The sequence below is a fragment of the Methylobacterium sp. J-001 genome, from assembly GCF_022829565.1.
Taxonomy (GTDB): domain Bacteria; phylum Pseudomonadota; class Alphaproteobacteria; order Rhizobiales; family Beijerinckiaceae; genus Methylobacterium.
Genome location: NZ_JAKSYN010000112.1, coordinates 36,706 through 53,747, shown reverse-complemented (window position 1 = coordinate 53,747; position 17,042 = coordinate 36,706). Strand labels below are relative to the sequence as shown.

Here is a 17,042-nt window from a genome sequence, read left to right as displayed (position 1 = left end):
CCAGGAGTTCGCGAAGGACGGTTCCGAGCCAGTGCATGCGGATGCCTAGAGGTTGGGAAGGGGACGAAGGGCGGCGGCACGTCGACGGCACGTCGGCACGGCCAGAACCGAGAGGCCGAGGAAGCCCGCGGTCAGCGCCGCGACCGCCCAGTCGCCGCCGGGCCAGTCGAGGCCGATGCCCTCGCCGACCCAGAACGCGCCGAAGGCCGACAGGAGGACGCCGACCGTGAACTTGAGCGTGTTCTCCGGCACCATCGACAGGGGGCGGTGAAGCGCGACGCCGAGCGCCACCACGACGATCAGGGCGCCGAGCGCCCCGAGGCTGGCGGGGACCAGGAGTCCCGCCCCGCCCGCACCGACGGCGACGACGATGAAGACGACTTCCAGGCCTTCGAGCATGGTGATCTTGAAGGCGGTGGTCACGGCCACCGCATCCCATCGAAGGCGGCCGCCGCCTCCGGTGCCCAGCGCGGCCGCCTGCTTGCCGTAAGCCTCGTCCTCGTCGTGCAGGGCGATGACCCCGGCGGAGCGGAGGATGGCCTTGCTCAGCCAACGCATGCCGAACAGCAGCAGCAGGCCGCCGACGACGAGTTGTACGTCCCGCAGGGGGATGCGGGTCAGCAGTGGGCCGAAGAGCAGCACGATGGCAAGGAGGACGGCGAGGGCGCCCGCGGCGCCCGCGAGGGCGTTCCGCCAACCCCGGGTCGCGCCGACGGCGAGCACGATGGTGAGGGCCTCGACGAACTCGACGATGGAGGCGAGAAACGCCGCAAGTGCCGTGGGCCATGCATGCACCCAGTCGATGGCCATTCCGATCCTCCCTGCCACTCGACCGCTTGGCCGGACGCGGTTTCCGTCGGGAGGAAATGTCGCTCTTGCTACCGATGTCAACATCATTGTAGAAAATGCTACATCATGGTTCCAAACGGGGCACCACCGACTGGCGGAGTCGAAGCCGATGGCGGACGAGTTCGGCGACACGGTCCGGCGGCTGATGCCATCCCTGTCCCCCGCCGTTGCCCGGGTTGCGGGTTACCTGGATCAGAACCGGGCGACGGTTCTCGCAAGTTCGGCCCAGCAGATCGCCACGCATCTCGCGACATCGGACGCGACCGTGATCCGCGCCGTCCAGGCGCTGGGGTTCGATGGCCTGCCCGATCTCAAGCAGGCGCTCGCCGCCGGACTCGACGGCCGACGGACGCCGGCGACCGACATGCGTCGAACGCTGGCGGAAGTCGGCGCCACCACCGGCGATGCCATCGATGCCGTGCTGGAAGCGCACCGGGAGGGGATGGAAGCGCTCCGGACCGAGGACGGACGCGCGGGTATCCTCGCGGCGGTCACCGCCCTGCATCCAGCGACCCGGATCGGCGTCTTCGGGATCGGCCCCTCCGCGCATCTTGCCCGGTACGTGGCCTTCCAACTTACGCGCTCGGGACGGCAGAGCCTGCTTCTCGATGCGACGGGATGGTCGCTGGCCGACCAGTTGCTGGGCCTGCATGCCGACGACGCGGTCGTACTCCTGGCCTACGGCAAGCCCTACCGCGAGGTGCAGGCCGTGATGGGCGAGGCGCACCGTCTGGGCCTGCCCGTGGTCCTCGTGACCGACACGGAGACCAGCACCATCGCCCGCAAGGCCACGGTCGTGCTGTTGGCCCGTCGCGGCCGCGCGAACCAGGTCGCCCTTCACGCCACCACGCTCGTCGCCCTGGAGGCCGTCATCCTCGGCCTGGCCGCGGCCGACCGCGACACCGCCCTTCGGCAACTCGCCAACCTCGACCGGCTGAGGAAGCTGATCGGGTCCTGAGCGGCAGCCGTGACGCCGCCGACCCATCGACCTGACGGAGGACCCATCCATGGCCGACGACCGAACCGGTATCGAAGTGAGCAAGGTCCCGGAGATCACGCTGGCCTTCTGGGGGATCAAGATCGTTGCCACGACCCTGGGCGAGGTCGGCGGCAACGCCGTCACCCTGACGTTGGGTCTGGGCTACCTCGTCGGCACCCTGATCTTCGCGACCCTCCTGGCTGTCGCCGTGGCGGCCCAGATCAACGCCAAGCGGTTTCACCCGTCCCTGTACTGGGCCGTCATCACTGCGACGACCTTGGCGGGAACGACGATGGCCGATCTCTTCGACCGGTCGCTGGGCATCGGCTACCTTGGCGGGTCGCTATCCCTCCTCGCGCTCGTGCTGGGCTCGCTCGGCCTCTGGTACAGGTCGGAGGGGACGGTCGCGGTCGAGACCGTCGCGACCCCGAAGGTGGAATGTTTCTACTGGCTGACCATCATGTTCTCGCAGACGCTCGGCACCGCGTTGGGCGACTGGATGGCCGACGACACCCCACTCGGCTACAACGGAAGCGCCCTGCTGATCGCCGGCGCCCTGGCCGTCACGGCCGGTCTCTACTTCTTCACGAAAACCTCCCGCACGGCGCTGTTCTGGGCCGCCTTCATCCTGACGCGTCCGCTCGGTGCGACGGTCGCGAACTCGCTCGACAAGCCCTCTGCCCAGGGTGGCCTGGGGATCAGCGACCTGACCATCTCGGTGGTGCTCGCGGCGTTGATGGTCGTATGCGTTCTGGTCGTTCCCCAGAGGGCCGGCCACCATCCGGCGTCGGCTTAGCCTCGACGTTCCGAGGAAGGCCGAGGCGGGAATTTCGCGGGTCGTCGATTTCTGTGCCTCCACCCTTGAGGCAGATCGAGGACCGGCGTCGCTCCCATGTGGGCCTTCCCCCTGATCGCGAAAGCGTCGGGGATACGGTCGCGCGGATCGTCCCGTCCCACCTGACACTCGTCCAACGGAGCGCGATGCGGGGCGCGGCCGCGGTCCCCGGCCAGGGCAAAGCGTTGCGGGCGTCGGCGATGGTGCCGAAAGGCCTTTGGCCGAGAGAGGTCGAGGGTCATCGAGGTCGCACCTCCCGACAAACGCCGCAAACCTGCCGACCCGACTTTCAGACCGCGCACCCGAGGGACCTGTCGCACCGGCGGATGAAGACGGCAGCCCGCATCCGTCCGCCCTTGCGAAGGATGACGCCACGGTCAGTGGCCGCCCACGGCGAAGGTCGCCCCCGGCTTGTCGTGGGTGCCGACGCGCTCGACCATCGTGGCCGTCGCCTCGTTCATGCCGACGACGTCGACCGCGATGCCGTGATGACGGAACTTCAGCACGACCCGGTCGAGGGCGTTGATGGCCGAGATGTCCCAGAAGTGCGCCGCCTGCAGGTCAGTCACGACCGCCCGCAGGGCCTCCTCGCGAAAACCGAAGGCGGCGTGGAAGGCTTCGGCCGTCGCGAAGAAGATCTGCCCGGTGACCTGGTAGGTCCGCACGTCGCCCTTACCGTGGGACGACCGGACGGCGAAGAACCTCGTAACCTTGTGGGCGAAGAACAGACCGCTGAGGACCACGCCGAAAAGGACGCCCTTGGCGAGGTCGTGGGTGGCGACCACCACCGCCACGGTGCCGAGCATCACGAAGCTCGACGCCTTCGGGTGGGTCACCAGGGTCCCGTGCGACTTCCACTGGAAGGTGTTGATGGCCACCATGATCATCACCGCAACGAGGGCGGCCATCGGGATCCGGGCCACGTAGGGACCAAGCACGACGATCAGGAACAGCAGTCAGGATCTATGAGCTTGCTGCGGACACGACGATCACGGCCCGCTGGATCGACGGGTGAATCCGCCTGTCGGCCCCTCACAATGCGTCTCCGCAAACTCTGAAGGGGTCCGCATTTCATCTATTTCAGTGATGAAAAGCATCTAATCATTCCGTTGGAGTGAATGAACGGGACCTGGGATCCTCCGGCATCACATCGGAGCCATCCATGTCCGCGCCCAGACTTTTCTCCCACTCTCGTCCGACGCGTGCCTTGGCCGGCACGAGAGCCATCCTTCCGGGACTGGGCCTCTGCGTGGCGGTCACCGCCGCAGCGATCGGCTTCGAAGCCGCCGAGGCGCACCTGTTCGGTCGTGCCTGGCTCGAAGCCCTGGTGCTCGCGATCCTGCTCGGCAGCGCGATCCGCACCATTTGGACCCCGTCGCAGCGTTTCTTTCCCGGCATCGCCTTCGGGGCCAAGACCGTGCTGGAGATCGCGGTCGTACTGCTCGGCGCGTCGCTCAGCCTCGCGACGATCCTCGCCGCCGGACCGGGCCTGCTCTTCGGCATCGCGGGCGTCGTCGTCGTGGCGATCCTGTCGAGTTACGGCATCGGCCGAGCGCTCGGGCTGCATCCGCGCATGGCGATCCTCGTGGCCTGCGGGAACTCGATCTGCGGCAACTCGGCGATCGCGGCCACGGCCCCGGTGATCGGCGCCGACGGCGAGGACGTCGCCGCCTCCATCGCCTTCACCGCGGTGCTGGGCGTGCTGGTGGTGCTCGGCCTGCCGCTGCTGGTGCCGCTGCTCGGTCTGTCGCCGATGCAGTACGGCGTGCTCGCCGGCCTCACCGTCTACGCTGTTCCGCAGGTCCTCGCCGCCACCGCGCCGGTCGCGGCGCTCAGCGTCCAGGTCGGAACCCTGGTGAAGCTCGTCCGGGTGCTGATGCTAGGCCCGGTCGTCCTGGTGCTCTCCCTCGGCGCGAGCCGGCTGCGCGAGGAGACCGACGAGGCTGCCCCCGGCGTCACCGCCGGCGACCGCCCGGCCCGCGGCGGCCTCGCGATCCACCGCCTGGTGCCGTGGTTCATCCTCGCCTTCCTGGCGCTCGCGGGCCTTCGCTCGGCCGGGCTGGTCCCGCAGGTTGCGCTCGCGCCGATGTCGGAGACCGCCAACGTGCTGACCGTGGTCTCGATGGCGGCGCTCGGCCTCGGGGTCGACGTGCGCAGCGTCGCCAAGGCCGGGGCGCGGGTGACCCTCGCGGTGGTCGCCTCGCTCCTTGCGCTAGGCGCCGTCAGCCTCGGCCTGATCCACGTGCTCGGCCTCGTCTGATCCGCGCTATGGCATCGATCCGAATTCTTGATGAAAGAACTGCCGTGACACGTTCGTCCCAATCTTCGTCCGAGGCGGTCGCGCAGGCGACGGGATGGTTGATGGGGCCGGGTCGCGAAGCGGCGGACGCGGCAGCCCTTCTCGACGGGTTCAGCGCGTGCCTCTCGGGGCTCGGCCTGCCACTGGCCCGCGCCACCACCCACGCGCCGACCCTGCATCCGTCGTTCCGGTGGGTGATGCGCGTCTGGCATCCCGGAGCGTCGAGCCTAGCCCTGCGTCGCCGCCACGGCATCGAGGGTACGCCGACTTTTCACGGCAACACCGTCGAGCACGTGGTCGAGACCCGTACCCCATTCCGATGCCGTCTCGACGGGGATGGGCCGCTGCCGTTTCCCGTGCTGGGCGAGCTTCGCGACGAGGGTCTGACCGACTACCTCATCGTGCCGCTGCGCGCCGCGCGTGGACGCATGGGCGCCGCCTCCTGGGCCACGGCGAGACCGGGCGGCTTCACGCCGATCGAGATCGACACGTTGCTGGCGCTGGTCGGGTCTTTCTCGCTGCTGTTCGAGATCAAGGCGCTCGACGACATGCTCGGCGCGGTGCTGAGCGCCTATGTCGGGCGCGACCCGGCGCGGCAGATTCTGGCCGGCACGGTGCGGCGTGGCGACGTGCGCCTGATGCGGGCCGCGATGATGCTGACTGACTTGCGCGGGTTCGGTGAACTGTCCGACCGGCAGAGCCCAGACTGTGTCGTGGCCGCCCTCAACCGGATGTTCGATGCCATCGTGCCGGCCATCGAGGCGGAAGGCGGCGAGGTGCTGAAGTATATCGGCGACGGGCTACTGGCCGTGTTCGATGCCGATCGCAACGAGGCCGCGGCGCGCCGTGCCGCGTTGCATGCCGCCGAGGCCGCACTCGCTGCGCTTGCGACCCTGCGCGACGGTGACACAGCTGCCTTCGAGGTCGGCGTCGCACTTCATGTCGGGGAGATCGCCTACGGCAATATCGGCGGCGGCGACCGGGTCGATTTCACGGCGATCGGCCGCGATCTCAACGTGCTCGCTCGCGTCGAGCGCCTGTGCAAGACCTACGACACGCCGCTGATCGCCACCGACACCTTCATCGACGGGTTGGCACATGCCCTCGAACCTCTCGGCACCGTCGCCCTTCGCGGTTTTTCAGAGCGTCACGCCCTGTTCGGGCATCGCAGGACCGCGCCCGTCGGCGCGCCGGCGGCGTGACGCCGAGACGGCGTCCTTGATCGTCCCATCGTAGATCGAAACTTCTCAAATCATCGCGTTTGGAGATCATTCACATCGCGAAAGACCGTTGGAAGGAATAAATCGTATCCCGTAGCATCTCCATGGTCGCGAGGAATCGCGACGGGTCCGATGCCCTCGAACGCATCGACGCCGACATTCTTAGGGGAGAGACCATGCACGGACTGGACAGACCGACGAACCGCCGCCTCGTCCTGGGTGGCCTAGGGCTCGGCAGCCTCGGCGCCGCCATGCCGGCCTGGGCGGCGGGCTCGGTGAAGCTTCCGCTGCCGGGCGGCCCGGATGAGCGGGCGTTGACCACGGCCTTTCCGGACAAGGGCGAGATGATCCTGCAGCGCACTCATCCGCCGCTGCTGGAGACGCCGTTCTCGGTATTCGACGAGGGCGTGTTCACACCCAACGACCGCTTCTACGTCCGTTGGCACTGGGCCTCGATCCCGACCGAAGTCGACGCCGGCACCTTCCGTCTTAAGGTCCACGGCCACGTCGATAAGGAACTCTCGCTCTCCCTCGACGCCATCGCCGGCCTGCCCCGCTTCGAGATCGCCGCGGTGAACCAGTGCTCGGGCAATTCACGCGGGCTGTTCGAGCCGCGTGTGCCCGGCGCGCAATGGGCCAACGGCTCGATGGGCAACGCCCGCTGGACCGGGGTGCGCCTCAAGGACGTGCTCGAACGCGCTGGCGTGAAGTCTGGTGCCTTGCAGGTGCGCTTCAGCGGCCTCGACGAGCCCGTGGTCGACGACGCGCCGGACTTCAAGAAGTCCCTCGATCTCGACCACGCCAACAATGGTGAGGTGATGATCGCCTACGCGATGAACGGCGAGCAACTTCCGCTGCTCAACGGTTTCCCGCTCCGCCTCGTGGTGCCGGGCTGGTACTCGACCTATTGGGTCAAGATGCTGTCCGACATCGAGGTGCTGGACAAGCCCGACGACCAATATTGGATGAAGACCGCCTACCGCATCCCGGACGTGCCGGGCGCCAACATTAAGCCCGGCCAGACCGGCTTCAAGACGGTCCCGATCAACAGGATGGTGCCGCGCTCCTTCGTCACCAACCTGACCGATGGCGCCAAGGTGGCGGCCGGAACGCCGGTGGCCCTTCGCGGCATCGCCTTCGGCGGCGATTGCGGGGTGAAGACGGTCGACTTCTCCGGAGATGGCGGAGCGACGTGGTTCCCGGCGCAGCTCGGCGCGGACGAGGGCCCCTACAGCTTCCGCCGCTTCGAGGGCAGCCTACCGGCGCTGGCCTCCGGCACCCACACGATCAGGGTCCGCTGCACCAACACCAACGGCGTCGCGCAGCCCATGGACCGGGTCTGGAACGGCGCCGGCTTCATGCAGAACGGCATCGAGGCCGTGTCCTTCCAGGCCGCTTGAGGAGAACAGCCATGAACCCAATCCGCCCTGCGGCCCTCATCGCCGCGCTCATACTGTCTCCCCTGGTGGCGCTCGCCGCCCCGGCTCCCGAGCCGATGCGCTTCACCTCGCAATCGATCGAATTCCCGACTTCCGACCGAATGTTCCCCGACGGACCGGGGGCCGAGGCGGTCAATAACAACTGCCTCGCCTGCCACTCGGCCGGGATGGTGCTGACCCAGCCCAAGCTCACGAAGGCGCAGTGGACCGAGACCGTGAACAAGATGGTCCACGTCTACAAGGCGCCCGTCGATCAGGCCGACGTGCAGACCATCGTCGACTACCTCACGGCGTTGAAGCCGACGCCCTGAACCCCCGAATCCCGAGGCCGCCGCGCTATTTCGCCGGCCTCGGGGAATAAACCGCGCCTTCTGGCGTCTCCTCAGGGCGATGCACGGCCGGCCCGGCCTTGCACCACGGATTTCCGATTTCGAACCAGCCCTCACGGCAGGCCCCGGCCGCCGAACGAGCGCGCATGCCCGAGAGACCCGCTTCATGACCCATATCCGCACCAGCCTCCGCACCCTCCTCACCGGAGCCGCCTTGCTCCTAGCCCAGGCCCAGCCCGGGTTCGCCGCCGGCTTCGACGGCGCGATCAAGAACAACGCCCTGGCGCTGAACGCCGCCGGGACCGTCGCCGCTGTTTCGAACAGCGAGGAGAGCGCCGTCGTCGTCTACGACGTCGCCAAGGGCACGGTGCTGCGCCGCCTCGACGGCTTCGTCACGCCGCGCAACATCGTGTTCGCGCCGGACGGCGCCCGCTTCTACGTCTCCGACAGCGGCACCGGCCGGATCACGGTCTACGAGACCGCCACCGGCAAGGAGGCCGGCGTTCTCGCCGCGGGCCCCGGCTCGTTCGGTACGGTGCTCTCGGCCGACGGAGGCAAGCTCTACGTCAACAACGAGGCCGCGAGCACGCTGACCGTGTTCGACACCAGGACCATGCTCGCCGAGGCCGTGATCCCCGGCTTCGCGCAGCCGCGCCAGGGCGTGAAGCTGTCGCCGGACGGCAAGACCGTGTTCGTGACGAACTTCCTCGGCGACAAGATCACGTTGGTCGATACCGCTACCAACAAGATCACCGGCGAGATCGCCGGGTTCGACAAGCTGCGCGCCATCTCGATCACCAAGGACGGTAAGACGCTGTTTGCCGCCAACAGCGGCCGCAATACCATCGGCGTGGTCGATGTCGCCGCCCGTAAGGTCACCTCCGAGGTGGCAGTGGGCAAGGACCCCTACGGCGCCGCGCTGACCCCGGACGGGCGCTTCGTCTATTCGGGCAATCTCAAGGACAACTCCTTGTCGGTGATCGACACCGGCACTCTCAAGGTCGTCGCAACGGTGACCGGCCTGAACGAGCCGCGCCAGGCGATCGCGTTCTCGACCGACAACGCCCGCGCCTACGTCCTCAACCGCGACCTCAGCGTCGCCGTGGTGGACCGGGCGAAGAACGCGGTCATCTCGACGATGAAGCCCTGAGGCGACGCGCGCCGGGGGCCTTATCGGTTCCCGGCGCGTTCTCGTCGTCGACACGTCACGAACGCAGGACAAAGACCCCATGCTCGGCCTGTTCCAGCGCAAGGACCGCCTCATCGTCCACGGCAAGGCGCCCTACAACGCCGAGCCGCCGCTCGATCGCCTGCGCGCGACCTTCATTACCGAGCAGGCCGACTTCTACGTCCGCAGCCACGGCGACATCCCGGACATCGACGCCGACAGCTACCGCCTGACCGTCGACGGGATGGTCGCGACGCCGCTCGACCTGTCCGTCGCCGACCTCAAGGCGCGGTTCGCACCCATCACCGTCACGGCAGTAATGCAATGCGCCGGCAACCGCCGGGCCGACATGCTGGCGGTGGCCCCGGTCGCCGGCGACCCGTGGGCGGCCGGCGCCATCGGCAACGCGGAATGGACCGGCGTGCGCCTCGCCGACGTGCTGCGCGCGGCCGGCCTCGACGCGGGGGGCGCACGTCACGTCGCCTTCGAGAGCCACGACCGGATCGCCCATACGGACACGCGCTTCGGCGCCTCGATCCCGCTCGCCAAGGCGCTCGCCCCCGAGACGCTGCTCGCCTTCGCGATGAACAGCGAGCCTCTCGCCCCCGAGCACGGCCATCCGTTGCGCGTGGTGGTGCCGGGCTTTGCCGGTATCCGCAGCCCGAAGTGGCTCGCCCGCATCACGGTGCAGGATCACCCCTCCGACAACCCGATGCAGGCCGACGACTACAAGCTGTTTCCGCCCGACGTGACCGCCGAGACCGCGGACCCCGCCCACGGCATCACCATCGAGGCGATGCCGCTCAACAGCGCGATCTGCGAGCCCGCCCGCGGCGCAGCGTTGAAGGCCGGCCGGCACGCGATCCGCGGCTACGCCATCGCCAGCGACCGAGCGGTCGCCCGCGTCGACGTCTCGACGGATGGCGGTCGCAGCTGGGCGCAGGCCCGGATCGACCGCGATGCGGACGCGCCCTACGCCTGGACGTTCTGGGAGATCGACTGCGAGCTGACGACCGGCGAGCACGAACTCGCGGTGCGGGCCTGGGACTCCGCCGGCCAGACCCAGCCTGCGGCGCCGGACGACACCTGGAACTACAAGGGCTACCTCAGCGCCGCCTGGCACCGGGTGCGGGTCACGGTGGCCTGACCGTCACGCCCAGAGCAGGGCAGTGGCCGCGAGGCCCGAGATCGCGATGAGTAGGGCCGCAACCCCGACGGTGAGGATGCGCGGCATCATCGGGATCTCGGCATGGGCGAGTCGCGCTCGGATCGCCCGGTCCCGCCATGCGGCGCCGGCGAACGAAGCAAGCGCGCAGGCGATCAGCGTGAGCGACAGCACCTTCAGTGGCCAGACCGCCAGCACCTCTCGCAGGAAGCGCTGCGCGGCCAGGCCGACGCCGAGGAAGGCGAGCCCGGTGCGAAGCCACGCCACGAAGGTGCGCTCGGCTGCCAGCACCGTGCGGTCCTCGGCGAGCCTGACCCGCGGGTCGTCGGGGGGAACGGGCTTCGCAGGTTCCCTCATCCGGCAGCCGCCTCCTGGATCAGGTCGAGCAGCGCGTCGGCTGCCCGACTGCGATAGCGCTCCTTGTGGCGCAGCACCCGGAAGGGCCGGCTCGGCAGGGCGAACGCCGCCCGCACCAGCGTTCCGGCCCGTAGCGCGGCGGCGACCACGGTCTCGGACAGGACGGCGGCCCCGCCCCCGGCCTCGACGGCGGCGCGCACCGCCTCGTTCGAGGGCAGTTCGAGCGTGACCCGGAGTTGGGCCGTGGAGAGGCCAGCCTCCATGAGCGCTGCCTCGAAGGCCGAGCGGGTTCCGGATCCCGCCTCGCGCAGCACCCAATCGGCCCCGGCGAGGTCCTCGGGTGCGAGCGCGGTCGCCCCCGCGAAGGGATGTGTTGGGGCAACCACGAGGACGAGTTGGTCCCGCGCGATGGTGGTGCTCGCAAGCGTCGGGTCGTCCAACGCTCCCTCGACGAAGCCGAGTTCGGCCTGCCCGGCGCGCACCGCGTCGGCGGCATCGGTGGTGTTGCCGACCGCCAGCCGGATGGCGATCTCAGGGTAGGTGCGGCGGAAGGCGACGAGGTGGCGCGGCAGCCAGTCGCTGGCGATGGTCTGGCTGGCGTAGAGCGCCAGCGTCCCGCGTCGCAGGCAGCTGAGGTCGGCGAGCACCAGTTCGGCGGCTTCCGCCCGGGCGAGCACCGCGCGAGCCTCGATGAGGAATACGCGCCCCGCCTCGGTGAGTTCGATCCCGCGGCCGACCCGGTGAAACAGCTTCGTCGCGTGCCGCCCCTCGATGTTGGCGATCGCCGTGCTGACCGCCGACTGGACGATGTTCAGCGCCTCGGCGGCTCGCGTCACGTGCTGCCGCTCGGCCACCGCCACGAAGATGCGAAGCTGGTCGAGGGTCACGGCTGCCGACGATCCGGCGCGAGGCCGCGGACGTGCGCATCGACCGCCTGCGCGACGGTGAGCAGCCGGGCCTCGTCGGTACGGCCGGTGACGACGTAGGACATGCCACCATCGACCCAGGAGAAGGCAGCGATGTCGCCCTCTCGGGCGAAGCGGAAGAGCGTTCGCCCATCGCCGTCTCCGACGCGGCTGTAAAGCGTCAGGCGGGTTCCGCGGTCGTCGTCGTACATTAGCATCGCTGCGGATTCAGCGCCGGCCGGCAGCAGCCGCCCGCCCATCAGGCGAAACCCTTGGGCCGCGAGATCGGGGGCCGCGACCGCGTGACCGAGGCGCTTCGAGAGCCACGTCACGAGGTGGGGCTTCTCGTCGGCGCGCACCTCCACCGGATGCACCACCTCGACCACGAAGGTGCGAAAGGCCGCGACCGCGTCCTGCGTCGCCGGTGACTCCGTCACCATCGCCGTTGCGGGTCCGCCGCGCAGGGCATGGCCGACCCAGCCGCCGGCACCGCCGAGCGCAAGGCAGAGCACGGCTGCAGCCGCCATGGGGAACCAGCCCCTGCCGACGAACCGACGTCGCGGGCGAATGTTGGCCACCCGGAGCCGCGCCGGGATCGCCTCCTCGGCGATCGGCGCGAGGCGGGCACGCAGGCGCTCGCGCAGAGCGCGATCCGCCGAGACCTCGGCCGCACGCGCGGGGTTTCCTTTGAGCCATGCCTCGACCAGCGCCTGCCGCTCCGGTTCGAGGCGGCCATCGATCAGGCCGTGCAGGTCGTCCTCGCCGACCGGGCGTGGATCCCCGCTCATTTCACCCTCCTCAAGAGGCCGGTTCGGCCTGTTTCCAGAAAACTTCGCATCCGCGTCCGCGCCCGGCTCAACCGCGACATCACGGTGCCGAGCGGTACGCCAAGCACCTGGGCCGCCTCGGCATAGGACAGATCCTCCACCGAGACGAGGAGCAGCACCGAGCGCTGTTCCTCGGGCAGGGCGTCGAGGCCGGCGAGCACGTCGCGGGCCCCCATCGCGGCCTCCGGGTCGATACCTGGGTCGGGCACCTGCTCCAGCGCTTCCGCGCCGCAATCGACGCCGCGCCGGCCCTGGCGCCGGACGGCGCCGAGGAACAGGTTGCGCTCGATCGTGAACAGCCACGCTCGGAGGTCGCCGTCGCGGCGGCGCCCGGACCAAGCGGACAAGGCCCGCTCCAGGGTGTCCTGGACGAGGTCGTCCGCCGCCTCGCGGTCTCGCAACAGCGCGACGGCGTAGCGCCGCAGGGCCGGGATTTGCGGTTCGATCAGGGCGGCGATCTCGTCCAACGATGCTTCCCGGTCAGAGGGGGCCGATCAAGGCATTCACCGATCAAGGCTTGGCGATGTGCCACGCGCCATTGAGGAAGCCGTCGCCGGTGATGTCGCCGGGCTTGGTGTCCTTGGCAAAGGTGTAGAGCGGCTTGCCCTTGTAGGCCCACTGCATCGTGCCGTCGTCCCGCGTCACCATCGTCCAGTCGCCGCTGGCGGCCGAGCCGGAGGCGGCCATCAGGGCCGGCCAGTTGGTGGCGCAGGGGCCGTTGCACATCGACTTGCCGCCCATGTCCTTGTCGAAGGTGTAGAGGGTCATGCTCTTGGCATCGACGAGCGCCGGCCCCTTGGCGGTCTCGGCCGTCATGGCAGGCGCGGCGGCCTGGGCGGCCAAGGCGGAGAAGGCGACAGCCGCGAAGGCGCCGCGGATCAGCAGAGTGCGCATGGGTGAGGTCTCCCGCGGTCGAGCATGACCGCATCGGGAGGGATGCCGAAGAGGCGCCTCTATTCCACGCGTCTTCTCGACGACAGATCACGAAGGCGTGAACGGGCTCTCAGCCACATCCGCGGAATAAAGCCGCGCCCCAGGCATCCTTCCCATCGACACCGGATCAAAAGGAAGCCGCATGCGCGGAGCACTGGGATTTGCCGTGACGGCGGCGCTGATGGCGAGCGGCCTCGTCGGCGGCCGGATGATGATGCGCCCGACCTTGGCCGCCACCGAGCCAGCGGCAGCTCCGTCTGCGTCCTTCGACGCGATGATGGCGCAGTCGATGGCGCAGATGCATGCCGACATGATGGTCCCGCCCTCGGGCGACCCCGACCGCGACTTCGCCGCGATGATGATCCCGCACCACGAAGGCGCGATCGCGATGGCGAAGGCGGAGCTGCTCCACGGCGAGGATCCGGTCCTGCGCCGCCTCGCGCAGGGGATCGTCGTCGAGCAGGGCCAGGAGATCGATGTGATGCGCCGCGCGCTCGCCGATCGCCTCGCGATGCCGGGTCGGGCCGCCGGCGCCCCTCCCGTTCACCACCATGGCGCGGCACCTGCCGCCGAGATGCCTTCGGAGCACCGCCGATGAAGACCGCCCTGACCGTTCTCGCCCTTGTGCTGCTCTCCGGCTCGGCCTTCGCCGGGCAGGCTCCAGGCCCCGCCTCGGCGCCCGACGTGCCCATCAGCAGCAAAGACCGGTTCTACACCTCCGATCAGTTCTCCAATACGGTCTCTGTGGTCGATCCCGCCGCCAACACCCTGCTCGGGGTGATCCGGCTCGGCGACCCGACGCCGACAAACCTGAGCCCGCTCTATCGCGGGCAGCTTCTGGTTCACGGCATGGGCTTCTCGCCGGACCACAGGACCCTGCTCGCGGTCTCGATCGGTTCGAACTCCGTGAGCTTCATCGACACGGCGACCAACGCGGTCCGCCACACCGCCTATGTCGGCCGCTCGCCGCACGAAGCCTTCTTCACGCCGGACGGCCGAGAGGTCTGGGTGAGCGTGCGCGGCGAGGACTATATCGCCGTGCTCGATGCCGCGACCGCCATGGAGACCCGCCGGATCACCGTACCGAACGGGCCGGGCATGACGATCTTCTCGCCGGACGGCACCTACGGTTACGTCTGCTCCAGCTTCAGCCCCGAGACCGTCGTCATCGACACCAAGACCCACGCCATCGTCGGCCGCGTGAAGCAGGAGAGTCCGTTCTGCCCCGACATCGCCGCCACGCCGGACGGCAAGCAGGTGTGGTTCACCCTCAAGGATGTCGGCCGGACCCAGGTGTTTTCGGCGCGTCCGCCATTCGCGCCGCTGAAGACGATCGAGACCGGGCCGATCACCAACCACGTCAACATCGTCTCGACCAAGGCCGGCCAGTTCGCCTACGTGACGATTGGCGGCCTGAACCAGGTCAAGGTGTTCCGCACCGACGATTTCTCCCAGCTCGCAACGATCCCGACCGGCGCCCTGCCGCACGGGCTCTGGCCCTCGGGCGACGGCAGCCGCGTCTATGTCGGTCTGGAGAACGCCGACAAGGCCGCGGTGATCGACACCGCGTCGAACACGGTGATCGCCGAGGTGCCGATCGGGCAGGGTCCGCAGGGCGTCGCCTACGTCCCGAACGCCGTACCGGAGGGCGACGGAATGCAAAACCTGCAGCCGCTGGGGGCCGCAGGCCAGACCAGTGCGCTGACGCTCGCGGGCAGCGACGGCAAGCCGGCGACGCAGGTCACCCTGTTCGACCAGGGCGTGCTGCAGACGCTGCAGGCCGCGATCACGGGACTGGCGCCGAAGATGCCGTTCGTGCTGGCGCTGTCCGCAGATCCGAAGGGCGCGACCGGCCTGGAGCCACTCGCCGCCTTCACCACCAACCCGGCCGGCGCGGCCATCGTCAACGCGATCGGCCCGATCCGGCAAGTCACCCGCAAGGACGCCGGCCCGAGCCGCCGTTACCTCGTGGTCGCGGCGGGCAAGCCCGGCAAACTCGGCGGCGTCGTGCAGGTGCAGATCACGGATTAATCGAGCGGTGTCGCCAGTCCGGAAGGCGAACATCTCAAACAATGCCTCCGTGACGCGAGCCCAGCCTCGATGTCTGCTTTCGAGAACAGCGTCAGCCCGCTTCTATGGCGTAGTTGGGTCGGATGCGGAATGTCCGCTTGCGGGCGGCCGGTTACCTTCCGCATTCCACCCCAAGCTGACCTCGCGAATGGGTACCAAGCGTCAGGTTTCGACCACTAGGGCGTGTCATCGCTTGAGCCAATCGAGGGCGGCGGCGAGGTAGAGGACGCCCATGAAGCTGACGGCGGTCTTCTCGTAGCGGGTGGCGATGGCGCGCCACTCTTTGAGCCTGGCCCAGAGGCGCTCGACCTGGTTACGGTTGTTGTAGATCCAATCCGGGCAGGCCACGGGCGCTTCGTGGCGCTGAGGCGGGATCGTAGGCCGAGCGCCCATGTCCCAGATGTGTTCGCGAAAGACGTGGCTGGTATAGCCGCGGTCTCCCACGACCCATTTGGGCACCCCCGGCAGTTGATCGAGCAGGGGAACAGCGTGAGGGAGTTCATGGGCCTGACCGGGCGCCAGCCGGAAGGCGATGGCGCGGCCCTGCCCGTCGGCGATCACGCAAGCCTTGGTACTATCGCCGCCACGCGAGCGGCCAAGAGCTTCACGAGCGTCTCGCTCGGCCGCAGATCCCCCCTTTTGGCGGCTCCCGCCGCCTTTTGGTGCGCCCGCACGTTCGTGCCGTCGAGGAACACCATGCCGAGTTGGACGCCGCGTTCCTGCACAAGGTGAAGAAGCCGCTCCCAGACGCCGGCACGCGACCAGCGGATGAAGATCTGGGCGGCCCGCCACCAGGGTCCCAATTCCTCGGGAATGGCCCGCCATTTGGCCCCGTTCTGATGCCGCCAGAGAATGGCCGAGAGCGTGCGCTGCAGATCCTGCGGAGGCGTTTTGGCCTTGGGCCGGCAGGCTTCAACCAGAGGCTCCAGATCAGCCCATTGCGCGTCGCTCAGCATCGTCCCTCCTCCATCAGAGAGACGAAAACGCAAGCCCAGCCAATCTGTTCAGGCGACGACAGGCCCTAGGGGCCCGCATCCACGGGACCTACGGAAACGTCGCCAGGCAACCGGGCTTCAAGGACGCAAAAGAAACCTATGTTATGCGGCAACCTACCGGCCAGGCCGGCCTTTGGTATCCATGCCCCTGCCTGACACCGCCGATGCCCCCCATGTCCTCGTGGTCGACGACGACGCCCTCATCTTGATGGATGTGTCCGACATCCTGGAGGATGCCGGTTTCGTGGTTCTTGAGGCGATGAACGTCGCCCAGGCGATGCGGGTGCTAGACGAGCACCACGGCAAGGTGCAGCTGCTGTTCACGGACGTGCAGATGCCCGGCCCGGACAACGGCTTCGACCTGGCGCGGCGGACGGCCGTGACGTGGCCCCACATCGCCATCGTGGTCGCCTCCGGCAATGTGCGACCTGAACCCGGGGACCTGCCCTATGGGGCGACGTTCATCGGGAAGCCGTTCAGCCCCTCCTTGGTCCGGCACCACGTGCGCGAGACGATGCCGCCGGAGAAGCACCCCGGGCCCCTTCGGAGGTAAGCCCGGGATCGGTTGGCCGGAGCCCCATGCCTCCTCCCGGCTCTCCTCGATCATCGACCGGATGCGAGCGACCCTCGATGTCGGGTTAGGCGAGGTCTTCGAGAATGTCGGAGACCAAC

At 68.7% G+C, this 17,042-nt stretch carries 18 protein-coding genes and 1 pseudogene; 11 read left to right on the top strand and 8 right to left on the bottom strand.

Annotated elements, in window-relative coordinates; all coding sequences use genetic code 11:
* Window positions 1-45: 45 nt before the first annotated feature.
* Window positions 46-810, bottom strand: a complete 765-nt coding sequence (locus MKK65_RS12420) for a COG4280 domain-containing protein (protein WP_147840830.1) — start codon at window positions 808-810, stop codon at window positions 46-48.
* A 148-nt stretch (window positions 811-958) separates the two neighbouring features.
* Here MKK65_RS12420 and MKK65_RS12415 point away from each other — a divergent pair, with 148 nt between their 5' ends.
* The gene (locus tag MKK65_RS12415) at window positions 959-1,807 is read left to right on the top strand and encodes a MurR/RpiR family transcriptional regulator (protein WP_187275329.1); all 849 of its coding nucleotides are present in this window, start codon (window positions 959-961) and stop codon (window positions 1,805-1,807) included.
* A gap of 49 nt (window positions 1,808-1,856) precedes the next feature.
* Window positions 1,857-2,624 carry a hypothetical protein gene (locus MKK65_RS12410; protein WP_147840832.1) on the top strand — a complete coding sequence of 256 codons (768 nt, stop codon included), beginning with the start codon at window positions 1,857-1,859 and terminating at the stop codon, window positions 2,622-2,624.
* Between the two features lie 416 nt (window positions 2,625-3,040).
* On the opposite strand, the pseudogene MKK65_RS12405 reads toward MKK65_RS12410, so the two are convergent.
* Window positions 3,041-3,619: pseudogene (locus MKK65_RS12405) on the bottom strand (STAS domain-containing protein); the annotation flags it as partial.
* A gap of 206 nt (window positions 3,620-3,825) precedes the next feature.
* Here MKK65_RS12405 and MKK65_RS12400 point away from each other — a divergent pair.
* The 6 genes from MKK65_RS12400 (at window position 3,826) to MKK65_RS12375 (ending at window position 10,265) form a co-directional block, all read left to right on the top strand.
* Window positions 3,826-4,923, top strand: coding sequence for a YeiH family protein (locus MKK65_RS12400; protein ID WP_147840833.1), 1,098 nt, complete (start codon window positions 3,826-3,828; stop codon window positions 4,921-4,923).
* A gap of 101 nt (window positions 4,924-5,024) precedes the next feature.
* Window positions 5,025-6,164 carry an adenylate/guanylate cyclase domain-containing protein gene (locus tag MKK65_RS12395; protein ID WP_147840834.1) on the top strand — a complete coding sequence of 380 codons (1,140 nt, stop codon included), beginning with the start codon at window positions 5,025-5,027 and terminating at the stop codon, window positions 6,162-6,164.
* Window positions 6,165-6,358: 194 nt separating this feature from the next.
* Window positions 6,359-7,582 carry a molybdopterin-dependent oxidoreductase gene (locus tag MKK65_RS12390; protein WP_147840835.1) on the top strand — a complete coding sequence of 408 codons (1,224 nt, stop codon included), beginning with the start codon at window positions 6,359-6,361 and terminating at the stop codon, window positions 7,580-7,582.
* 11 nt (window positions 7,583-7,593) lie between these two features.
* Window positions 7,594-7,932: a c-type cytochrome gene (locus MKK65_RS12385; RefSeq protein ID WP_147762548.1), complete on the top strand. Its 339-nt coding sequence runs from the start codon at window positions 7,594-7,596 to the stop codon at window positions 7,930-7,932.
* A gap of 184 nt (window positions 7,933-8,116) precedes the next feature.
* Complete coding sequence (locus tag MKK65_RS12380) at window positions 8,117-9,100, top strand: beta-propeller fold lactonase family protein (protein ID WP_147840836.1); 984 nt, start codon at window positions 8,117-8,119, stop codon at window positions 9,098-9,100.
* A gap of 79 nt (window positions 9,101-9,179) precedes the next feature.
* On the top strand, window positions 9,180-10,265 hold the full coding sequence (locus MKK65_RS12375) for a sulfite oxidase (RefSeq protein ID WP_147840837.1): 1,086 nt from the start codon (window positions 9,180-9,182) through the stop codon (window positions 10,263-10,265).
* A 3-nt stretch (window positions 10,266-10,268) separates the two neighbouring features.
* On the opposite strand, the gene MKK65_RS12370 is transcribed toward MKK65_RS12375, so the two are convergent.
* The 5 genes from MKK65_RS12370 to MKK65_RS12350 are packed head-to-tail and all read right to left on the bottom strand — an operon-like array spanning window position 10,269 to window position 13,266.
* On the bottom strand, window positions 10,269-10,640 hold the full coding sequence (locus MKK65_RS12370; protein ID WP_056203338.1) for a YidH family protein: 372 nt from the start codon (window positions 10,638-10,640) through the stop codon (window positions 10,269-10,271).
* Window positions 10,637-11,527 carry a LysR family transcriptional regulator gene (locus MKK65_RS12365; protein ID WP_147840838.1) on the bottom strand — a complete coding sequence of 297 codons (891 nt, stop codon included), beginning with the start codon at window positions 11,525-11,527 and terminating at the stop codon, window positions 10,637-10,639. Before MKK65_RS12365 ends, MKK65_RS12370 begins: the two co-directional genes overlap by 4 nt.
* Window positions 11,524-12,333 (bottom strand): anti-sigma factor family protein, encoded by an 810-nt coding sequence (locus MKK65_RS12360; protein ID WP_147840839.1) that lies wholly within the window; start codon window positions 12,331-12,333, stop codon window positions 11,524-11,526. The genes MKK65_RS12365 and MKK65_RS12360 overlap by 4 nt, the downstream gene beginning before the upstream one ends.
* The gene (locus MKK65_RS12355; protein WP_243924979.1) at window positions 12,330-12,839 is read right to left on the bottom strand and encodes an RNA polymerase sigma factor; all 510 of its coding nucleotides are present in this window, start codon (window positions 12,837-12,839) and stop codon (window positions 12,330-12,332) included. The genes MKK65_RS12360 and MKK65_RS12355 overlap by 4 nt, the downstream gene beginning before the upstream one ends.
* 43 nt (window positions 12,840-12,882) lie before the next feature.
* Window positions 12,883-13,266: a hypothetical protein gene (locus MKK65_RS12350; RefSeq protein WP_147840841.1), complete on the bottom strand. Its 384-nt coding sequence runs from the start codon at window positions 13,264-13,266 to the stop codon at window positions 12,883-12,885.
* A gap of 181 nt (window positions 13,267-13,447) precedes the next feature.
* On the opposite strand from MKK65_RS12350, the gene MKK65_RS12345 reads away from it, so the two are divergent.
* Both MKK65_RS12345 and MKK65_RS12340 read left to right on the top strand, forming a co-directional pair.
* On the top strand, window positions 13,448-13,903 hold the full coding sequence (locus tag MKK65_RS12345; protein WP_147840842.1) for a DUF305 domain-containing protein: 456 nt from the start codon (window positions 13,448-13,450) through the stop codon (window positions 13,901-13,903).
* Window positions 13,900-15,336: a YncE family protein gene (locus MKK65_RS12340; RefSeq protein ID WP_147840843.1), complete on the top strand. Its 1,437-nt coding sequence runs from the start codon at window positions 13,900-13,902 to the stop codon at window positions 15,334-15,336. The genes MKK65_RS12345 and MKK65_RS12340 overlap by 4 nt, the downstream gene beginning before the upstream one ends.
* Window positions 15,337-15,561: 225 nt before the next feature.
* On the opposite strand, the gene MKK65_RS12335 is transcribed toward MKK65_RS12340, so the two are convergent.
* Window positions 15,562-16,331 (bottom strand): IS5 family transposase gene (locus tag MKK65_RS12335; RefSeq protein WP_243957987.1). Its coding sequence is split into 2 segments (ribosomal slippage): window positions 15,562-16,016 and window positions 16,016-16,331, totalling 771 coding nucleotides; the frame shifts between segments, so codons are not numbered across the junction.
* Window positions 16,332-16,512: 181 nt separating this feature from the next.
* On the opposite strand from MKK65_RS12335, the gene MKK65_RS12330 reads away from it, so the two are divergent.
* Window positions 16,513-16,923, top strand: a complete 411-nt coding sequence (locus tag MKK65_RS12330; RefSeq protein WP_187275330.1) for a response regulator — start codon at window positions 16,513-16,515, stop codon at window positions 16,921-16,923.
* Window positions 16,924-17,042: the final 119 nt, after the last annotated feature.